This window comes from Bacillus cereus group sp. BfR-BA-01523 (genome assembly GCF_022662615.1).
Classification (GTDB): domain Bacteria; phylum Bacillota; class Bacilli; order Bacillales; family Bacillaceae_G; genus Bacillus_A; species Bacillus_A mycoides.
Genome location: NZ_JAKUDX010000002.1, coordinates 265,677 through 288,238 on the forward strand (window position 1 = coordinate 265,677; position 22,562 = coordinate 288,238).

Here is a 22,562-nt window from a genome sequence, read left to right on the forward strand (position 1 = left end):
CCCCTCAAACTGTTAACGTATTTCGTCATAATAAAAAACGTTGTAACAGTGCTTTCATTATAATGATAAAAAAGTTGGAGGATTCTTTCTATGTGCAATTACCTAAAGATTAATCTGTTTTATCGTTATTTTTTGTATGATTATCTAATAAGAGGAGTGCGAAGTATAAAATATTTAAATCTTTGAATTGTTTCGGGTCAAGTCCTGTATGTTCTTCAATCTTTTTTAGCCTGTAATGCAATGTGTTAATGTGTATATGTAATTGCTCAGCTGTCTGCTTATAAGATTGGTTATAATCGATAAATAAACGTAAAGTGTGCATAAGCTCAGGAGATGATACTAAGTTTTCAATGGTACGTTCTAGAAACTGTTCTCGAGTTTCAGTAGAAATATCTTGTAAGCACATTTCTAAACGTAAATCTTCATTAAATACAATTTTTTTCGTTTCAAGTGATACTGAAAGGGCGCGTAATGCTTGTTCGTACGATAAGTTCATATTGCTTGGCGTAACTGTTTGTCCAATCCCGATATATAAAGTAATAGAAAATAAAGTTTCACAGTCTTGTTTTAACCGTTTTAAAAATTGAAAGGTTTGCTCTTTGGATTGGATTGTTGTAAACAAAATAAACCGATCATTTCCCCAGCGAACAAATAAATTTTCTTTTGCTAAAATGTTGTGCATATGTTGCCAAATTTTACGCTGGAGCATCGTATTATCTTGGGCGATTGATAATAAAATAAGTTGTTTCTTCTTATATAAATCAATGCCAAGCGTTTTTGCACGATCGAGAAAACTTGGAGACCAGTCTGTATTTTGAAGCCAATCAAAGACAAATGCTTCATAAGACCGGTGCTCAAGTTCTAGTTGTTCTAAAAAGTAGTTTTCATGAATTAATAATTCGGTCATCTTACGTAATATTTCTCCGTATTGTGAAATATTTTCAGGTTCTCCTGTAATTCCAATCACGCCGATTACTTCGTCATGGAATAGTAAAGGAAGGTTCATCCCGGCTTTTACACCTTGCAGTCGTCGTTCATCGTCTTTTGTAATAACGACAGTTTTCTTTTGTTTCGCACAGCGGAGTGCACCTTCATGAAATTGACCGATTCTTTCCGCATCTGTACTTGCGATAATAACGCCTTGTATATTAATAATAATAATGTTTTCAGTAATTAATCTGCGTACTTCACGTACAATTTTATTCGCTAAATCAGGAAAAAGCATAATTTACACACCTCAAATTCTATTTGTTGTACATTATATATGTAAGTTTATCCCGCATTAATGGGCAGTAAGACCCCCACCTCAAAATTCAGCGAAAGCAAAGAAGTTAGATGGGGGATCAACTGCCCATAAAAGCCCGATTGGTTCAACTAATAATCAGTGGTGGATGAAGAAAACCCCCACTGATTAAAGTTTCACTTTATTAATAAAGGAAGATTTCACATTTTCCACACATTTATTTGTTATTTTACAATTATAACGAAATCATCCGAAGATGGAGGGAATCTTTTGAGAAAGTATGTTTTTCTTCTCTGTTTTTTATTTCTATTAGTAGGGTGTCAAGGAAGTTCGTATACACCGATTGCTAAAGATAAAAGTGTTATTATAACAACGAATATAAAGGAAGGTAGTATTAGTTTTATTGATAAAAAAACAAAGAAGCTATTAACAACATGGGAATTAAATGAGCCGATTGCGGGGGTTACGCTACTTCCAAATGGTGAGGAAATACTTGTTTATGGTAAGCAATTAGAATATATGTATGTATATTCACTAGCAGAAGGAAGACAAGTGGACAAATATAAGACTGGAAAAGGAATTGCTAATGTTATCGCATCAGATGATGGAACACAATTATTTGCTGCCGATCAAAATGAACAAAAGGTAAGGTTCTTTGCGATAAAAGGAAAAGAGACAGGGAGTGTTTCAACAGGAAAAGGGCCGATAACGATGGTAGAGCATCATAACCAGTTATCTGTACTCAACTTTTATGATACGAAACTAACGACCATTGATACAAAGAAAAAAGAAGTGATACAGTCCTTTATGATTCCACCAGCATCAACAGGAGCAACGGTTAGCGCTGATGGGAAAGAAATATGGATTGGTGGACATGGTGATGGAAGTCAAGTGAATGAGAAAGTATTAGTGTATTCTTTACAGAGCGGAGAGATGATGCGTTCTTTACATGCTCCGTTTATGCCTGTGAATATAACAAAGGATGATAAGTATGTATATGCGCTAAGTCACGGTTCAAATACGCTTAGAAAGTTTGATGCAAGTACGTATCAAGAGGTAGGATTTGTAGAAGTAGGATCTAATCCATTTGCATTTTTGAAAAGCGGTGCAGAAGGATATGTAGCTAGTTATGATAGCGATGAAGTATGCGTAATGGATATGAAGAATATGAAAATAAAACAAACAATTAAAGTCGGAAAAGGACCGTTTCAACTCATAGAGAGAGAAGGGGAAGGACAATGAGTAAATATAACGTGCTAGTCGTAGATGACGAAAGTGATATGAGGCAACTTGTCGGAATGTACTTAGATAACTTCGGATACGAGTGGGGAGAAGCTGAAAATGGAAAAGAGGCACTTCGAAAATTAGAGACGGATCATTACGATTTCGTTGTACTAGATATTATGATGCCTGAGATGGATGGGCTTTCAGTTTGTAAAGAGATTCGAAAAACGTCGGATGTACCTATTATATTTTTAACAGCAAAAGGTGAAGAGTGGAATAGGGTGAACGGCTTACGTATGGGAGCAGATGATTATATTGTAAAACCATTTAGTCCCGGGGAACTAATTGCTCGTATGGAAGCTGTTTTAAGACGATATACAAAGCAAGAACAGCAAGAAGAGATTCAATTTGGACCGATTCTTATTAATGAAAAAAGTAGGAGGGTCGAGACGAATGGTGAGACGATTCCTCTTACGGTAAAAGAGTTCGATTTACTATATTTTCTTTGCCAACATAATGGACAAGTATTTAGTCGGGAACAATTGCTTGAAAAGGTGTGGGGATATGATTATGCAGGAAGTACAAGAACGGTGGATACGCATGTGAAAACGATGCGTCTAAAGCTAGGAGAAAGTGGAAACTACATTCAAACCGTTTGGGGTGTAGGTTATAAATTTGAGGTGTAACGTATGTTTACGATGGTACAAAAGCTTTGGCTTACAGTAGTATGTGCAGTATGTGTAACAGTTTCCTTTCTTTATTTTGTATCTTTATACTCATATGAAAAGTTATACGTTGATAATTTAAAAGATTCATTAGTAATGGAAGGGAAACGTCTTGCCACGCAATATGATAAACGTGAAGGAGTATCCACTTTTGAAGAGAAAGTAAGGGCATATGATCAAATATCTAGTTCAGATGTCCTTTTCGTATACAATCCGCGTGATTTAAGCGCATGTTTGCCTTTTGATGTTCACCATCATTCTCTTATAAGTGAAGGGGATAGACAGGCGCTATTAGATGGGAAAACAGTGACAAAGATAGGGTATGAAGAACATTTTGAGCGTAATATTATGGGTGTTGTCATCCCTGTTTTAGATAATAAAAAATTAGTTGGTATTGTATACTCTTATATTCCTTTAAAAAGTATAAAAGACTTAATATTTGATATGGGTCTTATTTTAGCGCCGTTAGCACTTGCAATGATTTTAATTACAATATGGATTGGTAGAAAAATTATTATCGCCATTACGAGACCGCTTTCGCAAATGGAACGAGTTGCAAATCATTTGGCTACTGGAGATTTCTCAGAGCGGATTACAATTTCTTCAGAAGATGAAATTGGACGATTGGGAAAAGCCTTTAATAAAATGGCAAATTCCTTAGAAACAGAAGATGTAAAGCGTAAGGAATTTTTAGCTAATGTTTCGCATGAACTTAGAACACCGCTTAGTTATATTAAAGGATATAGTGAAGCTATTTTAGACGGTGTAGCGAAGGGGCCGCAGCAGGAAAAAGTAACGCAACTTATTCATAAAGAAGCAGGTCGCATGCAGCGCCTCGTTCATGATTTATTAGATCTAGCACAGCTAGAAGGTGAACACTTTCCCTTAAAGAAACAACCTATCGTTTTTTCACAGCTTATTGAAGATGTACTAAATACGTACGAGTTACAGTTTGTAGAAAAAAACCTTCGTATTTCAACGAATTTAAATCCTGAAATTATCGTAATGATTGATGAGGATCGTATGCAACAAGTACTTCATAATGTATTAGATAATGCGATACGTTATACAAATCAAAACGGGGATATCATAATAACATTAAAGCAAATCGATGATTATTGTGAATTGCACATAAAAGATACAGGAATAGGTATTGATAGAGAGCATTTAGAAAATCTGGGGGAACGCTTTTACCGAGTAGATAAAGCGAGAAGTCGTCAACACGGTGGAACAGGTTTAGGTCTTGCAATTGTAAGGCAAATTGTTCATATACATGACGGTGAGTGGAGAATAGAAAGTGAAAAAGGTAAGGGCACGACAGTTAGTATTAAATTAAAAGCACAAGATGAGGAGAGCATATTCTAACTTTTGGAATATGCTCTTCATATTGAAGGTAAATAGTTACGCGTAAATGTATTAATTAATATCAAACAAATATCAAAAATTTGACTATTTTATGAACAAAACATTTGTACTTCTTACTAATTCGTTCTAAAATAGTTATGGATGCTAAGTTCTTATAAAACGTTACAATTGTTGTTTGGAAGATACTGAGGTGATTTAACTGGAGTACAAATCTATTAAACCGAAAAAAATTTACGAAGAAGTATCTGAAGCTATTTTAACAATGATTAAAAATGGTACGTTAAAACCTGGTGACAAACTACTTCCTGTTCATCAATTAGCTGAGCAGTTTCAAGTTGGCAGATCTGCTGTTCGTGAAGCGCTAAGTGCGCTAAGAGCAATGGGCTTAATTGAAATGAAACAAGGAGAAGGTACATATGTAAGGAATTTCGATCCTTCTTCATTAACAAAATCACTAAATAACAAGTTATTAATGAAGAAAGAGGATATTTTGAATTTATTAGAAGTACGGAAGGTGCTCGAAGTGGGGGCAGTTCGAGCGGCAGCGGCAAAACGTACGGAAGCTAATTTGCAAAATATGAAGCAGTGGTTAGATGAAATGGCAAAGAGCATTGGAAATGAGAAGGCTGGCGAAAAAGCAGACTTTCATTTTCATATGGGAATTGCAGAATCTTCGCATAATAACATCTTGCTTGAGCTCATGAATCATGTTTCAGAGATGATTGCTGAAACGATTGGTGAATCAAGACGCATTATTTTATATGGTGAACAAACAACATCAGAACGACTTTTAGAAGAGCATCAATCTATATATGATGCGGTGTTAAAGCAAGATGTGGAATTAGCGCAGCAAGCGATGCTAGATCATTTAACAAATGTAGAACATATTGTCACAGGTAAAAGCGATATAAATTCGTAATTTAATCTTTTAAAAATCTAATTTTCTGATAAAATAAGAGAGATTAAGTAAGCGTTTTCTTTAGAAGAGGGAGAGGATAGGCTATGGTTGAGCCTACTTCTTCTAATCTTAGTCATCTGATGACCATATGATTTTTGGCGGAGTTGTAATGAGGGGGAATTATAGTTATGAAAGTTACTTTATTTGTTACTTGTTTAGTCGATATGTTTGAAACAAACGTCGGTAAAGCAACAGTTGAAGTATTGGAGCGTTTAGGTTGTGAAATTGAATTTCCAGAAGCACAAGTTTGTTGTGGTCAGCCTGCTTATAATAGCGGCCATGTAGAAGCAGCAAAAGAAGCGATGAAACATATGATTGAAACTTTCGAAGATGCAGAATATATCGTTACGCCATCTGGATCTTGTGCGACAATGTTTCATGAGTATCCGCATGTTTTTAAAGATGATCCGAAGTGGGCTAAACGTGCACAAAAGGTTGCTGATAAAACATATGAATTTACACAATTTATTGTAGATGTTTTAAAAGTTACAGATGTTGGTGCAAGTTTACCAGGGATAGCTACTATTCATAAATCTTGTCATATGACACGCCTGCTTGGAGTAAAAGAGGCACCAGGAATTTTATTATCAAGCGTAAAAGGATTAATTGTGAGAGAACTGCCGAACGTGCAAAATTGTTGTGGGTTTGGGGGAACGTTTTCAGTTAAGATGACTCCAATTTCTGAGCAAATGGTAGATGAAAAAGTAGATAGTGTAATGGAAACAGGTGCTGATTATTTAATCGGTGCAGATTGTGGGTGTTTGTTAAACATTGGCGGACGTATTGAGCGTTTAGGAAAAGAAGTAAAAGTAATGCATATTGCTGAGGTCTTGAATAGTCGCTCATGAAGGGGGAACATAAGCTATGTCTATGAAAATCAGTGAGAAAAAATTTAATGATCGCGTTGGCGATGGAATTCAAGATTCGTTTATGCGCGGAGCGGTATCTTCTGCACAAACGCGTTTATATACAAATCGATTAAAAGCAGCTGACGAGTTGGGAAACTGGGAAGAGTGGCGTGAACTAGGTGAACAAATTCGTCAACATACGTTAGAAAATCTTGATTATTATTTAATGCAGTTAAGTGAAAATGTATCAAAAAGAGGCGGTCACGTTTACTTTGCGAAAACGAAAGAGGATGCAGCAAAGTATATTCAAGACGTTGCAAAAAAGAAACAAGCGAAGAAAGTTGTAAAATCAAAATCAATGGTAACTGAAGAAATTAGTATGAATCATGCCCTTGAAGAGATTGGTTGTGAAGTGTTAGAGAGTGACTTGGGAGAGTATATCTTGCAAGTAGATAACGATCCACCATCACATATTATTGCGCCTGCACTTCATAAAAACAGAACGCAAATTCGTGATGTATTTAAAGAAAAACTTGGATATGAAAATTCTGATGATCCATACGAAATGACAAAGTTTGTTCGTAAACAACTTCGTGAGAAATTTATGGATGCAGAAATTGGTGTGACAGGTTGTAACTTCGCTGTTGCAAATACTGGCTCTCTTTGTTTAGTGACGAACGAAGGTAATGCCGATCTTGTCATGTCGATTCCGAAAACACAAATTGCAGTAATGGGTATGGAACGTATGGTTCCGACAATGGAAGAATTAGATGTTTTAGTTGGTTTACTATGTCGTAGTGCGGTAGGTCAAAAATTAACAAGTTATGTAACAGTAGCAGGACCAATTCAAGAGGCAGAGGTAGATGGACCAGAAGAGTTTCATTTAGTCGTTGTTGATAATGGCCGCTCTCAAATTCTTGGATCGGAATTCCGTTCAATATTGCAATGTATTCGTTGTGCCGCTTGTGTTAACGTATGTCCCGTATATCGTCACGTTGGTGGACATTCGTATGGATCTATTTATTCAGGACCAATAGGTGCGGTATTAACACCACTTTTAGGTGGGTATGACGATTACAAAGAGCTTCCTTATGCATCTAGTTTATGCGGAGCATGTACAGAAGCTTGTCCAGTAAAAATTCCATTACATGATTTATTATTAAAACATCGTCAAGTCATCGTTGAGCAAGAAGGTCGTGCCCCACTTGCAGAAAAATTAGCAATGAAAATGTTTAGTATGGGTGCTTCTTCAGCAGCTTTATATAAAATGGGATCGAAAATGGCACCGGCAGCAATGAGTCCATTTACATCTGGTAACCGTGTATCAAAAGGTGTTGGACCACTTAAAAACTGGACGGATATTCGTGAATTCCCAGCTCCAAGTAAAGAACGATTCCGTGATTGGTATAAAGATCATAAGAAAGGCGGGGACAAATAATGACAGGGTTAATTCAAAACCGTGAGTCCTTTCTAGATAATATCGCAAAAGAACTTGGGCGCGCGCGTAAAACAGAAGGCGTAGAACGTCCAGCATGGAAAAGTAATGTGAATGTAGAAACGTTAAAAGATTATTCACAAGAAGAATTGTTAGAAGTATTTAAAAAGCAATGTACAAACATTCATACAACTGTTGTGGAAACGACAAACGACCGCTTACGTGAAGATATTCAAAAAGTAATCGTTGAAAATGGCGGAGGACCTATTATATTATCAGCAGATGAACGTTTTGATTCCTATGGATTGACTTCTTTATTTAAAGAAGAGCTTCCAAAGCAAAATGTTGAGGTAAATGTATGGGATCCTGAGAAAAAAGAAGAGAATATGCGTATAGCGGAAAAAGCGAATATCGGTATTGCATTTAGTGATTATACTTTAGCTGAATCTGGTACGATTGTTGTACAAAGTCATAAAGGACAAGGGCGTTCTTTACACTTTTTACCGACTGTATACTTTGCTATTATTCCACGTGAAACACTTGTACCTCGTATTACGCAAGCAGTTCAGGATATGAACTCACGTGTGGAAAAAGGTGAAGCAGTCGCATCTTGTATTAACTTTATTACAGGACCAAGTAACTCTGCGGATATTGAAATGAATCTTGTTGTCGGAGTACACGGGCCGTTAAAAGCAGTATATTTCATCGTATAAAATAGGGGAAAGCAGGCCGGAAAACGGCCTGCTTTTTTAATAGAATAAAGATAATATGAAGTAGAAGTTCTCTCCTTTTTTTGTTATGTTCTTTTGGAAAGGAGAGGAAGGGATGTTCACTTATTTATATGCATTGTTAATAGGTATGGTGTTTGGTTCTTTTTTTATGGTGATTGCGATGAGAGTTCCAGTAGGGGAATCTATTATTACACCGCGTTCGTACTGTCATTACTGCAAGTATACGTTACAGCCGAAAGAACTTATTCCAATCATTTCATTTTGTATACAAAAAGGGCGTTGTACGAATTGTAAGAGCAAAATCTCAAGTTTGTACATAGTATTTGAATTTGTTACAGGCAGTTTATTTTTTCTTACTGCATATGTAATTGGAATGGAAAGAGAGCTCATCATCATTTTATCGCTTTTTTCGTTACTTCTAATTATTTCAGTTACAGATTTAGTATATATGCTAATACCTAATCGTATTTTAATTTGGTTTGCGCTTTTGCTTATTTTAGAATGTATTTTTGTACCGTTAGTCACTTGGACAGATAGTATAGTTGGTAGTGGCGTTATATTCATTTTGTTATATTGCATGCAAAAGATATATCCAGAAGGGCTTGGTGGAGGGGATATAAAATTACTTTCGCTGCTTGGATTTATAGTGGGACTAAAAGGGGTTTTTATGATTTTATTTTTAGCATCTTGCTTTAGTCTTTGTTTCTTTGGAGCTGGTATAGTATTAAAACGTATGAAAATGAGGAGCCAAATTCCGTTTGGTCCTTTTATTAGTCTTGGAGCAATATGTTATGTGTTGGTCACATATGCAAAATAGAGAGGAGATAGAAAATGAATGTATATATGGATGATCAAAGAAGTTGCCCATACGGATATGTTTTGGCAACTACAGTAGAATCTGCCTTGCAAATTGTTAGGGATAATGAGGTGAATATTATTTCCCTCGATTATAATATGGGATGGCGACAAAAAAGTGGGTTAGATTTCGTAGAAGCTTTCTGCAACGAAGGTTTATATGTTAATGAAATTCACCTTCATACAAATGATGTCATCGGTATGCATCAGATGAAAAAGAGCATAGAGAGAGGGAAGGAAAACGGGGAAATTAATCCTTATATTGCCTTGAAATATGTAGGGAGCTAAAAACTCCAAAGTAAAGCTTTGGAGTTTTTAATGTTTCATATGTGCTTGTAAAGGAATAATTTCCTCCGTTTGAGCTCCAACTAATTGAGTTTTCTCTTGTTCAACAACAGGTGCTTTCTTTGTTAAGTAATGATATACCATACCGACAAATACGGATCCGCCAATAATGTTACCGATTGTAACTGGAATTAAGTTATGAATAGCGCCCGCAAAAGAAATTGTCTCAGGATGTGGTGATACTAAAGATAAAGCAAACAGTGATAAGTTTGCAATGCTATGCTCATAACCAGATAAAAAGAAAGTGAAAACGAGCATCATCATCATTAATATTTTTGCTGTGTCACCTTTCACTTGAGAAGGTAAGAAGCAGGCAAGACATACGAGCCAGTTACATAAAATCGCTTTAAAGAATAATTGCATTGTAGGTGTATTCATCTTTCCTTCAACAACTTTATTCATTAAATGACTGTGATCAATTGCTTCGAAAATTCCAGTTGCGTAAAATAGTAAGGCAAAGAATAAAGCGCCAGCTAAGTTACCTGCATAACAAGCAACCCAGTTACGAAGTGTATCAGAAATCGTTGTTTCTTTTCTTAAAGTTGCCACTGTGAAGTACATTGTATTGCCAGTAAATAATTCAGCGCCGCCATATATAATAAGTACGAGAGCAATTCCGAAAAACATGGAGGAAGCTAAATATGTTGCTGGTGAATCTGCAATATGAAAAAAGTTACCTAATTTAAAACATAGTACAATAATAAAACCGATATAAATGCCCGCAAGTGCAGCACGAATGAAATATTGCATTGGATTTATATCTAGCATTTGTTTTTTGCTCTTAGCCAGTTTTACAACGTAATCTAATCCTTGTTCTAGCATGAGTAATACGCTCCTTTAATACATCGTCTATAAATACTCCTTATATGAATAAGGTACATGGATTTGTTCATAGTTTCAATAAGTTTGTGCAATATTTCACAAAAAGGACATACATCTAGAAAGGAAGCGTTTACAAAAGGTAGTATAATGGAATTTTTTCTAAAAATAGAGAGGGGAATTGAAACGAGAAAAAAGAAAAAGCGCTGTAATTACAGCGCTTTTTCGTCTAAATTCTTTTCTACTTTTACTTCTACTTCTTTCGAGAAGAACCAACCGCAAACTGCGATTCCAACTAATACAATCCAGAATGTAAGCTTCCACGGAGTGGATTCTGGGAATGAATGCGGAAGGACATTTAAAGCAGGGTGTGCTAGCGTATAAACTGTTAATTTCACACCAACCCAACCTACAATTAAAAATGCTGCAGTTTCAAGTCCTGGTTTACGTTTTAATATTTGTACGAAAGCAGTTGCTGCAAATCGCATTATAACTAATCCGATAAGTCCACCTGTAAAGATAACGATAAATTGACCTGTATCAAGACTACCAATCGTACCTAATCCTGTTTTCGGTAAAGTCACTGCTAGTGCAACAGCAGCTAAAATTGAATCAACTGCGAAGGCGATATCAGCAACTTCGACTTTAAATACAGTCCACCAAAAGTTCTCTTGTTTTTTCTTTGCTTCTTTTTCTTCTGTTTCTTCATGTGTATTCTTTTTAACATACGTTTTAAATAAGTGATTCCCCGCGATAAACATAAGATAAAGCGCACCAATTGCTTGCACTTGCCATACATCTACTAGGAACGAAATCATAAATAGTGATCCGAAGCGGAAAACGAACGCTCCTGCTAATCCATAAAATAGTGCTTTCTTTCGTTTTTCTTCTGGTAAATGTTTTACCATAATTGCGAGAACGAGAGCGTTATCAGCCGCTAAAATCCCCTCTAGTGCAATTAGGATGAGTAATACCCAACCATACTCCAATAATAATGATACATCCATGTACATTCTCCTCTCATTTCTATAAAGACTAAACAAGTGAAGAAGTTCCCCACTGTTTAGTTTCCCCATACTCCTGCTCATCAACGGTGGAAGGAATTTGAAAACAAAAAAGACCTCTGCCGTTGATAGGCAAAGGTCTTGCTAGACATATGTAATGAAAATGCCAACAAAGCCGGAAGAACTAAGTTCTACGTAATGACGACTTTGTTTCCAAGAAATAGTTCTTGGACGCTACTCCCCTTTGGAGATATGCTATTGTACTCTCATTATATGGATAATTTATACGGTTGTCAACCTGTTAAAATATCTTCGTTGGGATATTTTATTTTTCTTTGTTTTTTACGTGCAAATGAAAAGGCTAATGTTAAAGGCCCCATCTTTCCAAAAAACATCATAAAGATAATAATTGTTTTGCCGATGATTGTTAAGTGTGGCGTCAAATTCATGCTAAGGCCGACAGTTCCAAATGCTGAAAATACTTCAAAAGCACTCATTAATAAAGGAACCTTCTCAGTGATACTTAAAATTAAAATGGAAAGAAAAATAAACGAAATTGAAATAATAGTAATCGTTAATGATTTGACAATGAGCGTATCTTTAATGGATTTTTTAAACACGACAATATCATCTTGTTCTTGCAAAAATTTAAATACGCCGAAAAACATAATCAAAAAAGTCGTTAACTTAATCCCACCACCAGTTGAAGCACTGCCAGCACCAATAAACATAAGAAGCATCATTAATAAAAGTGAAGGTTTTGATAATGCAGAGATATCAACAGTATTAAACCCGGCAGTACGTGTTGAAACCGCTTGAAAATAAGCAGCCATACCTTCTTCAAATGGTGTAAAACCTCTCATGGAAATTGAATTATGGAACTCAAATATAAAGATAAAAGCTGTAGCAATAATATTGACGATTAGAGTAGAAGAGAGCATAAGCTTTGAGTGCAAAGTAAGGTTTTTAAAGCTTTTCTTTCTTTTTATATCTACGATAACCGTAAAGCCAATCCCACCTAAAATAATGAGGGAAGAAATAACGAGATTGACGAGAATACTATGGGAGTGCGACATTAAATTATCGCTCCACACAGAAAACCCAGCATTGTTAAAGGCTGAGATAGAATGAAAAAAGCTATAATATATACCTTTGGCAACCCCGTATTTTGGTACCCATTCAAAAGAGAGAAGTAAAGTAGCGATACATTCTACAGTAAAAGAAAATAAAAATAATGCTTTTGCAAGACGAATGATTCCGCCGACATTTGTTTGATTTAATGCTTGTTGTAATAAAATCCGGTTTTGAAGGCCGATTTTTCTACCGAGCATAATTGCGATTAAAACAGCAAAGCTCATAATGCCAAGCCCGCCAACTTGTATAAGTGTTAAAATGACACATTGGCCAAATAAGGTAAATACTTTACCAGTGTCCATAACACCAAGCCCTGTAACCGTACAAGCAGAAACCGTTGTAAATAAAGCATCGAGCCATGAAATAGACGTTGTTGTAGCAATTGGAAATTTCAATAGGCATGTACCGATAATTGATAGCATAATAAAAGATACAGTAAGAACACGGGGAGGACTCATGCTAATGTTAATCCGTTTCATTTCACATATCGTTCCTTTCGATTTGCTCTTACTAGTATGTGAAGAAGCACTATTATGTATGTTAAAAAAGAAAGAGGCAGAGAATATCTGCCTCTAAGCCATAGGTTATATAGTTATCCGCGTAATTGTTGTTGAGCTAAAGCAACAAGACGTTTCGTTACTTCACCGCCAACTGATCCGTTAGAACGAGATGCTGTATTAGATCCTAAGCTTACACCGAATTCTTGTGCGATTTCATATTTGAATTGTTCAAGTGCTTGCTCTGCACCCGGAACTAGTAATTTGTTTGTTTTCACCATGTTGATACACATCCTTAAAGAGTAATCCAGTTTAGCTAAGTGCTATCTGGTAATGTTATTTTATGTGTAAACGACGTACTCATACACGGAAGTAAACGGTGTGATTAGAAGTTCTTGGATAGAAAAAAGAGTAGCAAATTTGCTACTCTTTTTTCAGTATTGTCGCTGTACCTTCTACGACAATATCATCAGATTGATTATATATGTTTGTTTGCAATGTGATAATTTTTTTATCGTCCCGTTTTTTAATAACTTCTGCCACAACGCGAAGTGTATCACCGATTTTGACAGGAGCACGGAATGAAACGTTTTGTGATAAATAAATCGTATTTTTTCCAGGAAGTTTCGTTCCAAGAATGGTAGAAATAAAACTTGAAACGAGCATGCCATGGGCAATACGTTCTTTGAACATTGTCGTTTTTGCAAAAGAGTCTAGAATGTGAATAGGATTTACATCTCCAGTCAATTTTGCAAAATTGATAACGTCCTCATCCGTAATTTTTTTTGTAAGTGATGCTTGATCACCGACTTGAATCTCATCGTAACGAAGCTCCGGAACAGTTTGTGCTTCTTGAAATGGATTCATTTTGTCCTCCTTCTTTTCCATATCGAAAAATGTAAGCCATCTTGATGTAGTAGGAGGAAGAAAGAGTTTTGTTTGTGCTGCAGTTAGTTGCCACATTTTTCTTACTTGATGGAAGTAAATAGATTTTTTGAGTTTTCCTCGAACTGCTTTGCGAGTTCTAGTTGTTTGGACTTGAACTCTCCCAAAAAAACTTCTAACTGTTTTTGAACCTCTTCACGTTGCGACTGTTGTTGTTCGATAAAGTGTTTTGTTGTTTCTTCAAATTGGCCGCTAGTTTGAGTAAGAATAGACAAAGATGTTTTCGTAGGCGAAACAGTAAGTTGGTGCATTTGATTAGAAAGCTCATTCCACTTTTCTTGCCACTCGTTAATTTGATCATTTAAGGAGTTTCCAGTTAATTGCTTCACATAGTCTGTATATTGGTTATTGAACTGAGCAGTGAATTGGTGTAGTTCTTTTTCTAGTTCATCTACTCCTGATGTTAATTTATGCAAAGCGTCTTGTTGTTGTTTTAACGTTTCTAAAGTAAGTTGCTCTAATTGTTTCCCAGCTGAAGAGAAGAGGGAAAGAGATTGAGACCAGTTTTTCCAAAATGCATCGACTAATTCGTATGGCTTAGTTTCCATTGTTTGACCTCCAAATGTTTTTTTGCATATTGTGAACGCAGATTACTCTGCTGTACCACCAGGTGAAGATGAAGAATCCTTTTCATCCTTTTCTGGAGAAGTAGAAAATGGAAAGAATGCATTGGTGTATAACGTGAAAAACGTCCGCAACATATTTTGATAATGTTCAAAAGAAGTCGCACATGTTGTTAAATATTGCTCTCCATATTCTGTTAAAGAATAAATTCGTTTCGCTGGCCCGCCTTCGCTTGTATCCCAAGTAGAAGAAATAAGATTTTCTTTTTCTAATTTGCGTAGTGTCCTATACACATTACCTTGGTCAACAGAAGAAAAGCCGATGTCCATTAGCATTTGAATAAGTTTGTAACCATGAAGACTCCAGTCTTTTAGACAGAGAAGTAAGAAAGGAACTAAGAAGTTTTTTGGCATGGAGTTTGGTTGTTTCGCTTGGTTTTTTTCCAAACTTTCTGGTTGTTCTGGTTCATTATGTAGCATGATTGTACATCACCTCATGAATCAGTTAGATGGAATTTTTTGCTTATAAGTGCAATTTACACCTATCTGTTTTTAATGTCAATACATTTGTTAGAAAATAAAGAAAAATAAAATATATACTTGAAGTTTTATTCGGAATATTAGAAAATAGTGAATAGGTTGAATTGTTTCAAAAACGAAAAAGGGAGTGTAGTCGAAGTGATTGATCAAAAATTCGATCCATTGCAAGCATGGAAAAATGCTTATGAACAAACCGAAACATTTTGGGGAAAAGCGCTCAATGAAACAATTAAAACAGAAGAATATTCTGCTTGGATGGGCAGCGTTCTAGATTTGAATTTGTTTTATCAAAAAGCATTAAATGATACGACAAAAAATTATTTAGAACAGGTGAATGTGCCGACGAGAGAGGATATCGCTAGAGTAGCTACGCTTGTTATTAACTTAGAAAATAAAGTTGATAACATCGAGGAAATTCTAGAAGAGAAAGTGGATTCATTAGGACAAGCTCCTACATTAAAGCGTGATGTTACGAAAGTAAAACAAGATATGCGCACGTTAGAAACGAAAGTTGATCAAATTTTAGAATTGCTAGAAAAGCAAAATGCAGTACTAGCTAAACTACAAGTACCTGTAAAAGAAGAAGTAAAGCCTGTAAATAAGCCAGAAAATAAAAAATGATAATGGCGTTTGTTTATAACGTGTAAAAGAGGGAGGGAGAATCTCTTTTCATGTATAAACAACGAAACATAATTAATATATGGACTCAATTAGTATGAGTACCAAAATGATTCATAACAATCGTTCACAAATTCATTTAAGGGGGAAAAGAAATGGTTCAATTAAATGGCAAAGTAGCAATCGTAACAGGTGGGGCAAAAGGAATTGGAAAAGCAATCACAGTAGCATTAGCACAAGAGGGAGCAAAAGTAGTTATTAACTATAACAGCAGTAAAGAAGCAGCTGAAAACTTAGTAAATGAATTAGGAAAAGAAGGACATGACGTTTATGCAGTTCAAGCGGATGTTTCTAAAGTAGAAGATGCAAACAGACTTGTAGAAGAAGCTGTGAATCATTTTGGTCAAGTTGATATTCTTGTTAATAATGCTGGTATTACAAGAGATCGTACATTCAAGAAGTTAAATCGTGAAGATTGGGAGCGCGTAATTGACGTGAACTTAAGCAGTGTATTTAATACGACAAGCGCGGTACTTCCATACATATCGGAAGCAGAAGAAGGAAGAATCATTAGTATTTCTTCTATTATTGGCCAAGCTGGTGGATTTGGACAAACAAACTACTCAGCAGCAAAAGCAGGTATGCTAGGATTTACAAAATCATTAGCGTTAGAACTTGCAAGAACAAATGTAACTGTAAACGCAATTTGCCCAGGATTTATTGATACTGAAATGGTAGCAGAAGTACCAGAAGAAGTGCGTCAAAAAATCGTTGCGAAAATCCCGAAAAAACGTTTTGGTCAAGCTGATGAAATTGCAAAAGGTGTAGTATATCTATGCCGTGACGGTGCGTATATCACAGGTCAGCAATTAAACATTAACGGCGGATTATACATGTAATGAAGTAAGAAAAAAGTGCATATCCATAGCAGGAATGCACTTCTTTTTTTAGAAAGAAATTGACCAAAAAGGAGATAGGAAAAATGACTACATTCGTAACGGAATGGGAAAAGCAATTGGAGTTGTACCCAGAAGAATATCGTAAAGCATATCGCCGTGTGAAAAGAGCGAGCGAAGTTTTATTACGCGAACCAGAACCACAAGTTGGTTTAACACCGAAAGAGGTTATTTGGACGAAGAATAAAACGAAGCTGTATCGTTACATTCCAAAACAAGAAAAAACACAGAGAGTTCCAATCTTATTAATATACGCTCTTATTAATAAACCGTATATTATGGATTTAACTCCAGGAAATAGTTTAGTGGAATATTTAGTAGATCGTGGTTTTGATGTGTATATGCTTGATTGGGGCACATTCGGTTTAGAAGATAGTCATTTGAAGTTTGATGATTTCGTGTTCGATTATATTGCAAAAGCAGTGAAAAAAGTAATGAGAACTGCAAAATCGGACGAGATTTCTTTACTTGGTTATTGCATGGGTGGAACGTTAACATCTATTTATGCAGCGCTTCACCCGGACATGCCAATTCGTAACTTGATTTTTATGACAAGTCCTTTTGATTTCTCTGAAACAGGATTATACGGTCCTTTATTAGATGAGAAATATTTCAATTTAGATAAAGCGGTTGATACATTCGGAAATATTCCGCCAGAAATGATTGATTTCGGAAATAAGATGTTAAAACCAATTACAAACTTTGTCGGTCCATATGTTGCTTTAGTCGATCGTTCAGAAAATGAGCGCTTCGTCGAAAGTTGGAAATTAGTTCAAAAGTGGGTAGGCGATGGTATTCCGTTCCCAGGTGAATCGTATAGACAATGGATTCGTGATTTTTATCAAAATAATAAATTAGTGAAGGGTGAACTCGTTATTCGCGGACAAAAGGTAGACCTTGCAAATATTAAGGCGAATGTCTTAAATATTTCTGCGAAACGTGATCACATTGCTCTGCCATGTCAAGTAGAAGCTTTACTTGATCATATTTCTAGCACAGATAAACAGTATGTATGTTTACCGACAGGACATATGTCTATCGTGTATGGTGGAACGGCTGTAAAGCAAACATATCCGACGGTTGGAAATTGGCTGGAAGAGCGTTCTAATTAAAGAGAAGAAATCCAACTAGCGTATGTTAGTTGGATTTTTTTATGGAAAATGACGAAACATAGAAAGGAGAAAATTACATTGTAGGAGTATAATTATGAAGCTTATGACTGGTAAGTTGTTTTGGAATGCTGGAGTTTCTGTACCTTGTTATCCAACGTTAGAAAATGATATGATATGTGATGTACTAGTAATTGGAAGTGGAGAAGCAGGTGCTCATATAGCGTATTCGTTAGCTAAAATTGGAATGCATGTTATGCTCATTGAAAAAAGAGCAATTGCATGTGGTAGCACAGCTGCAAATACAGGATTATTACAATTTGTTCATGATAAATCGTTAACCTCTCTTATTCATACATTTGGTGAAGAGAAAGGGGTACGAGCATATAGACTTTGTTATGAAGCGCTGCAAACAATGGAGAAGGTTGTGCCAACTCTCGATATTGATCCCCATTTTATTCCGCGAAATAGTTTGTATTATGCAAGTAGAGATGAGGATGTTTCATTTTTACAAGAAGAATATAATACGTTACGCCATTATGGATTTCCGGTTGAATATTTTACAGAGTCTGATATTAAGAAACGTTATTCATTTGCAAAACAAGCAGCGTTATATACAAGCGGTGATGCAGAAGTGAATCCGTATTTATTAGCGCATAGTCTTTTGCATAAAGCGAAACAAATGGGCGCTACTATATACGAACATACAGAGGCATTACATATTAAACAAATCCAAAATGATTTAATTTGTTACACGAATACAGGAAATAAAATAGTAGCAAAGAATATTATTATGGCGACAGGTTATGAAGCAATTTTTGGAAAGAAAGAAAAAAATACAACAGTAGAAACGTCTTATGCCGTTGTGACAAATAAGATAGATTATTTTGAAGGCTGGCATGAGCAATCGTTAATTTGGGAAACAGCACGTCCATATTTGTATAGTCGAACGTATCAAAACCGCATTGTTATAGGCGGATTAGATGAGGCGCTGAAAATTCAAAAAATCGGCGATACGAAATTATTGCATAAGCGTGATCTTCTTATTAACATTGTAAAAGAAATGTTTCCGCAGTATAAAAATATACGGGCAGAGTACTATTGGGCAGCAGCATTTGGTGGCAGTCATGACGGTCTTCCTATTTTAAAAGAAGATAAAAAAATACATAATTTATATTACGCACTGCCGTATGGGGGAAATGGAACTGTATACGGAATGGTATTTGCGAAACTATTTCAGCAGTTATTTACAAATGAAGAAAGTGATGATTTTTCTTTATTTAATCGATAGAAAAAAGGTAGCGAAGTGATGGAATGAGAGATATAAAAAAGTTTTTACAAAAGTTACGTCCCGTACAACTTATCGTTGTATTTTATTTACTAGCAGTATTCGTATCGGTAATTTTGCTTAGTTTACCATTTGTTACGAAGCCTGAAGTGAAATGGACATTTATCGATGCACTATTTACATCTGTTAGTGCGGTAAGTGTTACGGGACTGTCTGTTGTTACGATTTCAGATACGTTTACAACGGCAGGAATTATTGTTTTAGCCCTTATTTTACAATTAGGCGGATTAGGAATTATGGCGCTTGGTACATTCGTCTGGATTATAACGGGGAAAAAGATTGGTTTGCAAAGAAGAAGATTAATTATGGCAGACCATAACCAAGGGAATTTATCGGGCCTTGTAGAATTGATGCGTTCTATTTTAATTGTAATTATTTCGATAGAACTCATTGGAGCAATACTGTTAGGTACAAGGTTCTTACTATATTTCCCGACTTGGCAAGAAGCTTATTTTCACGGTTTCTTTGCCGCTGTGAGCGCAACAACGAACGGAGGATTTGATTTAACAGGACAATCACTTATTCCGTACAAAAAAGATTATATTGTTCAAATGATTCATATGTTGCTTATTATTTTAGGAGCTATCGGTTTCCCAGTGTTAATGGAAGTAAAACAATTCCTTAGTAAAAGACGACAACAACTATTTCGCTTTTCGTTATTTACAAAATTGACGACAACGACATTTTTTGTACTCGTTATTGTTGGAACAATTATGATTTTTCTATTGGAACGAAATCATTTTTTAGTAGGAAAGTCATGGCATGAAACTGTATTTTATACATTATTCCAATCTGTGACGACGCGAAGTGGAGGACTGGCTACAATGGACATACGTGAATTGTCACAACCAACGCTTTTATTTATGAGTATATTAATGTTCATTGGGGCATCTCCAAGTTCAGTTGGGGGCGGAATACGTACAACAACATTTGCAGTTAGTATATTATCGTTATATACATTTGCAAGAGGCGGGAGAACAGCCCGAGTTTTCAAACGTCAGCTACATGAAGAGGACGTGTTGAAAGCATCTGTCGTTATGACGATGGGGATTCTATTATGTGCCTCAGCGCTATTCATTTTATCTATTACGGAAAATGTACCGCTTATGAGCTTAATCGTTGAAGTTTGTTCTGCTTTCGGGACGACGGGACTATCAACAGGTGTTACTCCTGATTTAACAACTGTTGGTAAACTTGTACTTATTGTACTTATGTTTATCGGACGCGTCGGTATTTTGACATTTATTTTAGCTAGTGGCGGAAGAGAGCAACCGCCTCGCTATAAATATCCGAAAGAGAGAATTATTATTGGATAGTATGAAACCATTCTACCTGCGTTAGGTAGAATGGTTTTTTAGTCGTTAATTCCGAATTGGGGATGCATAAAAGCATCATTTTTATTATCAACTTCGTTTTTAAGTAATTCTTGATTTTCTTCTGCAATCCATCCGATATCATTTGTAGGATGGATCCATTCTTCCCCAGCCATAATAGCAGGATCTACCTCATCACTCCAATTATTAAGAGGACTGTTAGTGGAATCGTATTTACTGTCTCCAATTACAACATCATATTGATTTATAAAAGGTTGTTGCATCTTTTTGCCTGTGCCTTTAAAAGAAGGAAAGTTCATTTGATGAGGGAGCGTCTCGTCTAAAATTGGCGATTGTATCGTTTCTTTTTCTTTCAAAGTAATCGCTCCTTTTTGTAATGGCGTGTTCGTATGTAGTATTTCCATCTATAAGCTCTTATGTACTTGTTAACACTTCCCAGTAATAATTACTGTAAGTTGTTTCAAACTAGAATAGAAAGTTATTTCGTGAGAGCAGGTGAATATGTTGGTAAAAAGAAAAGTAAAACAAAATGCAGCAATTAATAATAATAAAACTCCGAAAGAAAGCTTACCAGATGCAGAATTTGCATTAGAGTATGAAGGAGAAAATAGTGCGAAGTATGCAAATCGTAATTCAAAAAAAGGTAAACAAAAATGAGGCGTTTTTTACAAACGCCTCATTTTTTTGTGGGATTATAAAGGTTTTTTTAATTATTTGTAAATTTCACGTTTGATATTAGCAGAAAAATGCGAAAAAACATAGAAGTAGCAACGTATTACACAAAAACAAACAACAAACAAAAGATTAATGTTGGTTTAATACTGCTTTTACACTAGTTGTTTATATTAGAGTTGTACATAAGATTTGTAAAAGGAGAGAGAGACAGTGAAAAAAACAATCTTTAAAGCTGTAGCAACTGGAATGGTATTTTCGTTATTAATGGGGTGTGGTGCAAAGAAAGAAGAAAGTGCTGGAGCAAAAGTAAAAGATGATAAATTATCTGGATCATTAACTGTTTACACAGCGATTGAAGAAGAGCTTGTACCGATTTATCTTGATTCTTTTAAACAGAAGTACCCAGACGTGAAGTTGAACATTGTTCGTGATTCAACAGGAGTTATTACAGCGAAATTGCTAGCTGAAGGAAAAAATACACAAGCAGATGTTGTATGGGGAACTGCAGCGTCTAGTCTATTAGCTTTAGAGAAAAAAGATATGTTAAAAGGATACTCTCCAAAAGGAGCAGATCGTGTCCTTTCGCAATTTAAAGACGATAAGAAACCAGAAAAATGGGTAGGAAATACTGCATTTATGACGGGGATTGCTGTAAATAAAGAAGAATTGAAGAAGAAAAATTTACCGATGCCAGAATCATATGAAGATTTAACGAAACCAGAATATAAAGGAACGCTAGTTATGCCGCATCCGGCTTCTTCTGGAACAGGATTTTTAACAGTTTCTGCATGGCTACAAATTATGGGAGAAGATAAGGGCTGGGATTACATGAAGAAACTTCATGATAATATGGCAACTTATACTCATTCAGGTTCAAAACCAGCGAAATTAGCAGGCGCAGGTGAATATCCAGTTGGTGTATCAATGGTTTATAGTGCTTTGAAAGAGAAACAAAAAGGTGCACCAGTTGAAGTTGTACTGCCGAAAGAAGGATTAGGCTGGGAAGTAGAAGCGAACGCACTTATTAAAAAAGATAATGCTAAAAATGATAAATTAGCGCAAGCATTTTTAGATTGGGCAATTACAGATGATGTAATGAAGTTATACTTCGAGAAAAATGGATTTGCGACAATTAAAAATGATTATAAACTTCCAGATGGATTCCCTAAAGATGTGACAGAAAAGTTATATAAAAAGAATGACTTTAAATGGGCAGCAGAAAATCGTGACAAAATTTTAGAAAAATGGGAAAAAGAGTTTGGCCAAAAAGCAGAACCGAAAAAGTAAGTGA

At 35.6% G+C, this 22,562-nt stretch carries 25 protein-coding genes and 1 riboswitch; of the genes, 16 read left to right on the forward strand and 9 right to left on the reverse strand.

Translation table 11 applies throughout. The features are described from left to right. Nucleotides 1-109 precede the first annotated feature (109 nt). Nucleotides 110-1,225, reverse strand: coding sequence for a CdaR family transcriptional regulator (locus tag MR066_RS05735; protein WP_242246211.1), 1,116 nt, complete (start codon nt 1,223-1,225; stop codon nt 110-112). A 288-nt stretch (nt 1,226-1,513) separates the two neighbouring features. Between MR066_RS05735 and MR066_RS05740 the strand changes: the two genes are divergently transcribed. From MR066_RS05740 to MR066_RS05780, 9 genes are all read left to right on the forward strand, one after another. Then, nucleotides 1,514-2,485, forward strand: coding sequence for a YncE family protein (locus tag MR066_RS05740; protein WP_002030528.1), 972 nt, complete (start codon nt 1,514-1,516; stop codon nt 2,483-2,485). Beyond that, complete coding sequence (locus tag MR066_RS05745; protein WP_002126137.1) at nt 2,482-3,153, forward strand: response regulator transcription factor; 672 nt, start codon at nt 2,482-2,484, stop codon at nt 3,151-3,153. The genes MR066_RS05740 and MR066_RS05745 overlap by 4 nt, the downstream gene beginning before the upstream one ends. 3 nt (nt 3,154-3,156) lie before the next feature. After that, nucleotides 3,157-4,557: a sensor histidine kinase gene (locus MR066_RS05750; protein WP_002086847.1), complete on the forward strand. Its 1,401-nt coding sequence runs from the start codon at nt 3,157-3,159 to the stop codon at nt 4,555-4,557. 229 nt (nt 4,558-4,786) lie between these two features. Next, entirely contained in the window at nt 4,787-5,476 is a 690-nt protein-coding gene (locus MR066_RS05755) for a FadR/GntR family transcriptional regulator (protein ID WP_257475416.1), read from the forward strand. A gap of 167 nt (nt 5,477-5,643) precedes the next feature. After that, nucleotides 5,644-6,363: a (Fe-S)-binding protein gene (locus MR066_RS05760; RefSeq protein ID WP_002011587.1), complete on the forward strand. Its 720-nt coding sequence runs from the start codon at nt 5,644-5,646 to the stop codon at nt 6,361-6,363. Nucleotides 6,364-6,379: 16 nt separating this feature from the next. After that, the gene (locus MR066_RS05765; protein WP_242246213.1) at nt 6,380-7,801 is read left to right on the forward strand and encodes a LutB/LldF family L-lactate oxidation iron-sulfur protein; all 1,422 of its coding nucleotides are present in this window, start codon (nt 6,380-6,382) and stop codon (nt 7,799-7,801) included. Continuing rightward, nucleotides 7,801-8,511, forward strand: a complete 711-nt coding sequence (locus MR066_RS05770; protein ID WP_002030525.1) for a LutC/YkgG family protein — start codon at nt 7,801-7,803, stop codon at nt 8,509-8,511. The genes MR066_RS05765 and MR066_RS05770 overlap by 1 nt, the downstream gene beginning before the upstream one ends. A 112-nt stretch (nt 8,512-8,623) precedes the next feature. Beyond that, nucleotides 8,624-9,346, forward strand: a complete 723-nt coding sequence (locus tag MR066_RS05775) for a prepilin peptidase (protein ID WP_242246214.1) — start codon at nt 8,624-8,626, stop codon at nt 9,344-9,346. 14 nt (nt 9,347-9,360) lie between these two features. Beyond that, complete coding sequence (locus tag MR066_RS05780) at nt 9,361-9,672, forward strand: cyclic-phosphate processing receiver domain-containing protein (RefSeq protein ID WP_002064363.1); 312 nt, start codon at nt 9,361-9,363, stop codon at nt 9,670-9,672. Nucleotides 9,673-9,699: 27 nt separating this feature from the next. Here the strand turns inward: MR066_RS05780 and MR066_RS05785 are convergent, their stop codons facing one another. The 7 genes from MR066_RS05785 to phaQ form a co-directional block, all read right to left on the reverse strand. Continuing rightward, the gene (locus MR066_RS05785) at nt 9,700-10,551 is read right to left on the reverse strand and encodes a formate/nitrite transporter family protein (protein WP_002011581.1); all 852 of its coding nucleotides are present in this window, start codon (nt 10,549-10,551) and stop codon (nt 9,700-9,702) included. A 209-nt stretch (nt 10,552-10,760) separates the two neighbouring features. After that, nucleotides 10,761-11,555, reverse strand: a complete 795-nt coding sequence (locus MR066_RS05790) for a TerC family protein (protein WP_002086840.1) — start codon at nt 11,553-11,555, stop codon at nt 10,761-10,763. Nucleotides 11,556-11,634: 79 nt separating this feature from the next. Further along, a riboswitch (yybP-ykoY riboswitch) is annotated at nt 11,635-11,807 on the reverse strand. Between the two features lie 38 nt (nt 11,808-11,845). Continuing rightward, entirely contained in the window at nt 11,846-13,165 is a 1,320-nt protein-coding gene (locus MR066_RS05795) for a TrkH family potassium uptake protein (protein ID WP_242246215.1), read from the reverse strand. A 113-nt stretch (nt 13,166-13,278) separates the two neighbouring features. Continuing rightward, nucleotides 13,279-13,464 carry an alpha/beta-type small acid-soluble spore protein gene (locus MR066_RS05800; protein WP_000241212.1) on the reverse strand — a complete coding sequence of 62 codons (186 nt, stop codon included), beginning with the start codon at nt 13,462-13,464 and terminating at the stop codon, nt 13,279-13,281. 142 nt (nt 13,465-13,606) lie between these two features. Continuing rightward, nucleotides 13,607-14,050 carry a MaoC family dehydratase gene (locus tag MR066_RS05805; RefSeq protein ID WP_001067911.1) on the reverse strand — a complete coding sequence of 148 codons (444 nt, stop codon included), beginning with the start codon at nt 14,048-14,050 and terminating at the stop codon, nt 13,607-13,609. A gap of 101 nt (nt 14,051-14,151) precedes the next feature. Further along, nucleotides 14,152-14,676, reverse strand: a complete 525-nt coding sequence (gene phaP, locus MR066_RS05810; protein WP_002011575.1) for a polyhydroxyalkanoic acid inclusion protein PhaP — start codon at nt 14,674-14,676, stop codon at nt 14,152-14,154. 42 nt (nt 14,677-14,718) lie between these two features. Next, complete coding sequence (phaQ, locus tag MR066_RS05815) at nt 14,719-15,171, reverse strand: poly-beta-hydroxybutyrate-responsive repressor (RefSeq protein WP_098111688.1); 453 nt, start codon at nt 15,169-15,171, stop codon at nt 14,719-14,721. Between the two features lie 198 nt (nt 15,172-15,369). Here phaQ and phaR point away from each other — a divergent pair, with 198 nt between their 5' ends. From phaR to MR066_RS05840, 5 genes are all read left to right on the forward strand, one after another. Then, nucleotides 15,370-15,852 carry a polyhydroxyalkanoic acid synthase subunit PhaR gene (gene phaR, locus MR066_RS05820; protein WP_000566956.1) on the forward strand — a complete coding sequence of 161 codons (483 nt, stop codon included), beginning with the start codon at nt 15,370-15,372 and terminating at the stop codon, nt 15,850-15,852. Between the two features lie 152 nt (nt 15,853-16,004). Next, nucleotides 16,005-16,748, forward strand: a complete 744-nt coding sequence (locus tag MR066_RS05825) for an acetoacetyl-CoA reductase (RefSeq protein WP_002030515.1) — start codon at nt 16,005-16,007, stop codon at nt 16,746-16,748. 83 nt (nt 16,749-16,831) lie between these two features. Then, nucleotides 16,832-17,917, forward strand: coding sequence for a class III poly(R)-hydroxyalkanoic acid synthase subunit PhaC (gene phaC, locus MR066_RS05830; protein WP_000206840.1), 1,086 nt, complete (start codon nt 16,832-16,834; stop codon nt 17,915-17,917). A gap of 94 nt (nt 17,918-18,011) precedes the next feature. After that, nucleotides 18,012-19,205, forward strand: coding sequence for an NAD(P)/FAD-dependent oxidoreductase (locus MR066_RS05835; RefSeq protein ID WP_242246216.1), 1,194 nt, complete (start codon nt 18,012-18,014; stop codon nt 19,203-19,205). Nucleotides 19,206-19,228: 23 nt separating this feature from the next. Further along, nucleotides 19,229-20,578 carry a TrkH family potassium uptake protein gene (locus MR066_RS05840; RefSeq protein WP_242246217.1) on the forward strand — a complete coding sequence of 450 codons (1,350 nt, stop codon included), beginning with the start codon at nt 19,229-19,231 and terminating at the stop codon, nt 20,576-20,578. 38 nt (nt 20,579-20,616) lie between these two features. Here the strand turns inward: MR066_RS05840 and MR066_RS05845 are convergent, their stop codons facing one another. After that, nucleotides 20,617-21,000, reverse strand: coding sequence for a DUF3905 domain-containing protein (locus MR066_RS05845; protein ID WP_242246218.1), 384 nt, complete (start codon nt 20,998-21,000; stop codon nt 20,617-20,619). Nucleotides 21,001-21,097: 97 nt separating this feature from the next. On the opposite strand from MR066_RS05845, the gene MR066_RS05850 reads away from it, so the two are divergent. Both MR066_RS05850 and MR066_RS05855 read left to right on the forward strand, forming a co-directional pair. Beyond that, nucleotides 21,098-21,253: a hypothetical protein gene (locus tag MR066_RS05850; protein WP_002011566.1), complete on the forward strand. Its 156-nt coding sequence runs from the start codon at nt 21,098-21,100 to the stop codon at nt 21,251-21,253. Nucleotides 21,254-21,481: 228 nt separating this feature from the next. Then, on the forward strand, nt 21,482-22,558 hold the full coding sequence (locus MR066_RS05855; RefSeq protein ID WP_002030507.1) for a putative 2-aminoethylphosphonate ABC transporter substrate-binding protein: 1,077 nt from the start codon (nt 21,482-21,484) through the stop codon (nt 22,556-22,558). The last annotated feature ends 4 nt before the right edge of the window (nt 22,559-22,562 follow it).

What these genes read in the sequence shown, in the direction of transcription:
- MR066_RS05735 (WP_242246211.1), bottom strand. Translation starts at nt 1,225, where the DNA reads ATGCTTTTTCCTGATTTAGCGAATAAAATTGTACGTGAAGTACGCAGA.
- MR066_RS05745 (WP_002126137.1), top strand. Translation starts at nt 2,482, where the DNA reads ATGAGTAAATATAACGTGCTAGTCGTAGATGACGAAAGTGATATGAGG.
- MR066_RS05750 (WP_002086847.1), top strand. Translation starts at nt 3,157, where the DNA reads ATGTTTACGATGGTACAAAAGCTTTGGCTTACAGTAGTATGTGCAGTA.
- MR066_RS05760 (WP_002011587.1), top strand. Translation starts at nt 5,644, where the DNA reads ATGAAAGTTACTTTATTTGTTACTTGTTTAGTCGATATGTTTGAAACA.
- MR066_RS05765 (WP_242246213.1), top strand. Translation starts at nt 6,380, where the DNA reads ATGTCTATGAAAATCAGTGAGAAAAAATTTAATGATCGCGTTGGCGAT.
- MR066_RS05770 (WP_002030525.1), top strand. Translation starts at nt 7,801, where the DNA reads ATGACAGGGTTAATTCAAAACCGTGAGTCCTTTCTAGATAATATCGCA.
- MR066_RS05775 (WP_242246214.1), top strand. Translation starts at nt 8,624, where the DNA reads ATGTTCACTTATTTATATGCATTGTTAATAGGTATGGTGTTTGGTTCT.
- MR066_RS05780 (WP_002064363.1), top strand. Translation starts at nt 9,361, where the DNA reads ATGAATGTATATATGGATGATCAAAGAAGTTGCCCATACGGATATGTT.
- MR066_RS05785 (WP_002011581.1), bottom strand. Translation starts at nt 10,551, where the DNA reads ATGCTAGAACAAGGATTAGATTACGTTGTAAAACTGGCTAAGAGCAAA.
- MR066_RS05790 (WP_002086840.1), bottom strand. Translation starts at nt 11,555, where the DNA reads ATGGATGTATCATTATTATTGGAGTATGGTTGGGTATTACTCATCCTA.
- MR066_RS05795 (WP_242246215.1), bottom strand. Translation starts at nt 13,165, where the DNA reads ATGAAACGGATTAACATTAGCATGAGTCCTCCCCGTGTTCTTACTGTA.
- MR066_RS05800 (WP_000241212.1), bottom strand. Translation starts at nt 13,464, where the DNA reads ATGGTGAAAACAAACAAATTACTAGTTCCGGGTGCAGAGCAAGCACTT.
- MR066_RS05805 (WP_001067911.1), bottom strand. Translation starts at nt 14,050, where the DNA reads ATGAATCCATTTCAAGAAGCACAAACTGTTCCGGAGCTTCGTTACGAT.
- phaP (WP_002011575.1), bottom strand. Translation starts at nt 14,676, where the DNA reads ATGGAAACTAAGCCATACGAATTAGTCGATGCATTTTGGAAAAACTGG.
- phaQ (WP_098111688.1), bottom strand. Translation starts at nt 15,171, where the DNA reads ATGCTACATAATGAACCAGAACAACCAGAAAGTTTGGAAAAAAACCAA.
- MR066_RS05825 (WP_002030515.1), top strand. Translation starts at nt 16,005, where the DNA reads ATGGTTCAATTAAATGGCAAAGTAGCAATCGTAACAGGTGGGGCAAAA.
- phaC (WP_000206840.1), top strand. Translation starts at nt 16,832, where the DNA reads ATGACTACATTCGTAACGGAATGGGAAAAGCAATTGGAGTTGTACCCA.
- MR066_RS05835 (WP_242246216.1), top strand. Translation starts at nt 18,012, where the DNA reads ATGAAGCTTATGACTGGTAAGTTGTTTTGGAATGCTGGAGTTTCTGTA.
- MR066_RS05840 (WP_242246217.1), top strand. Translation starts at nt 19,229, where the DNA reads ATGAGAGATATAAAAAAGTTTTTACAAAAGTTACGTCCCGTACAACTT.
- MR066_RS05845 (WP_242246218.1), bottom strand. Translation starts at nt 21,000, where the DNA reads ATGGAAATACTACATACGAACACGCCATTACAAAAAGGAGCGATTACT.
- MR066_RS05850 (WP_002011566.1), top strand. Translation starts at nt 21,098, where the DNA reads ATGTTGGTAAAAAGAAAAGTAAAACAAAATGCAGCAATTAATAATAAT.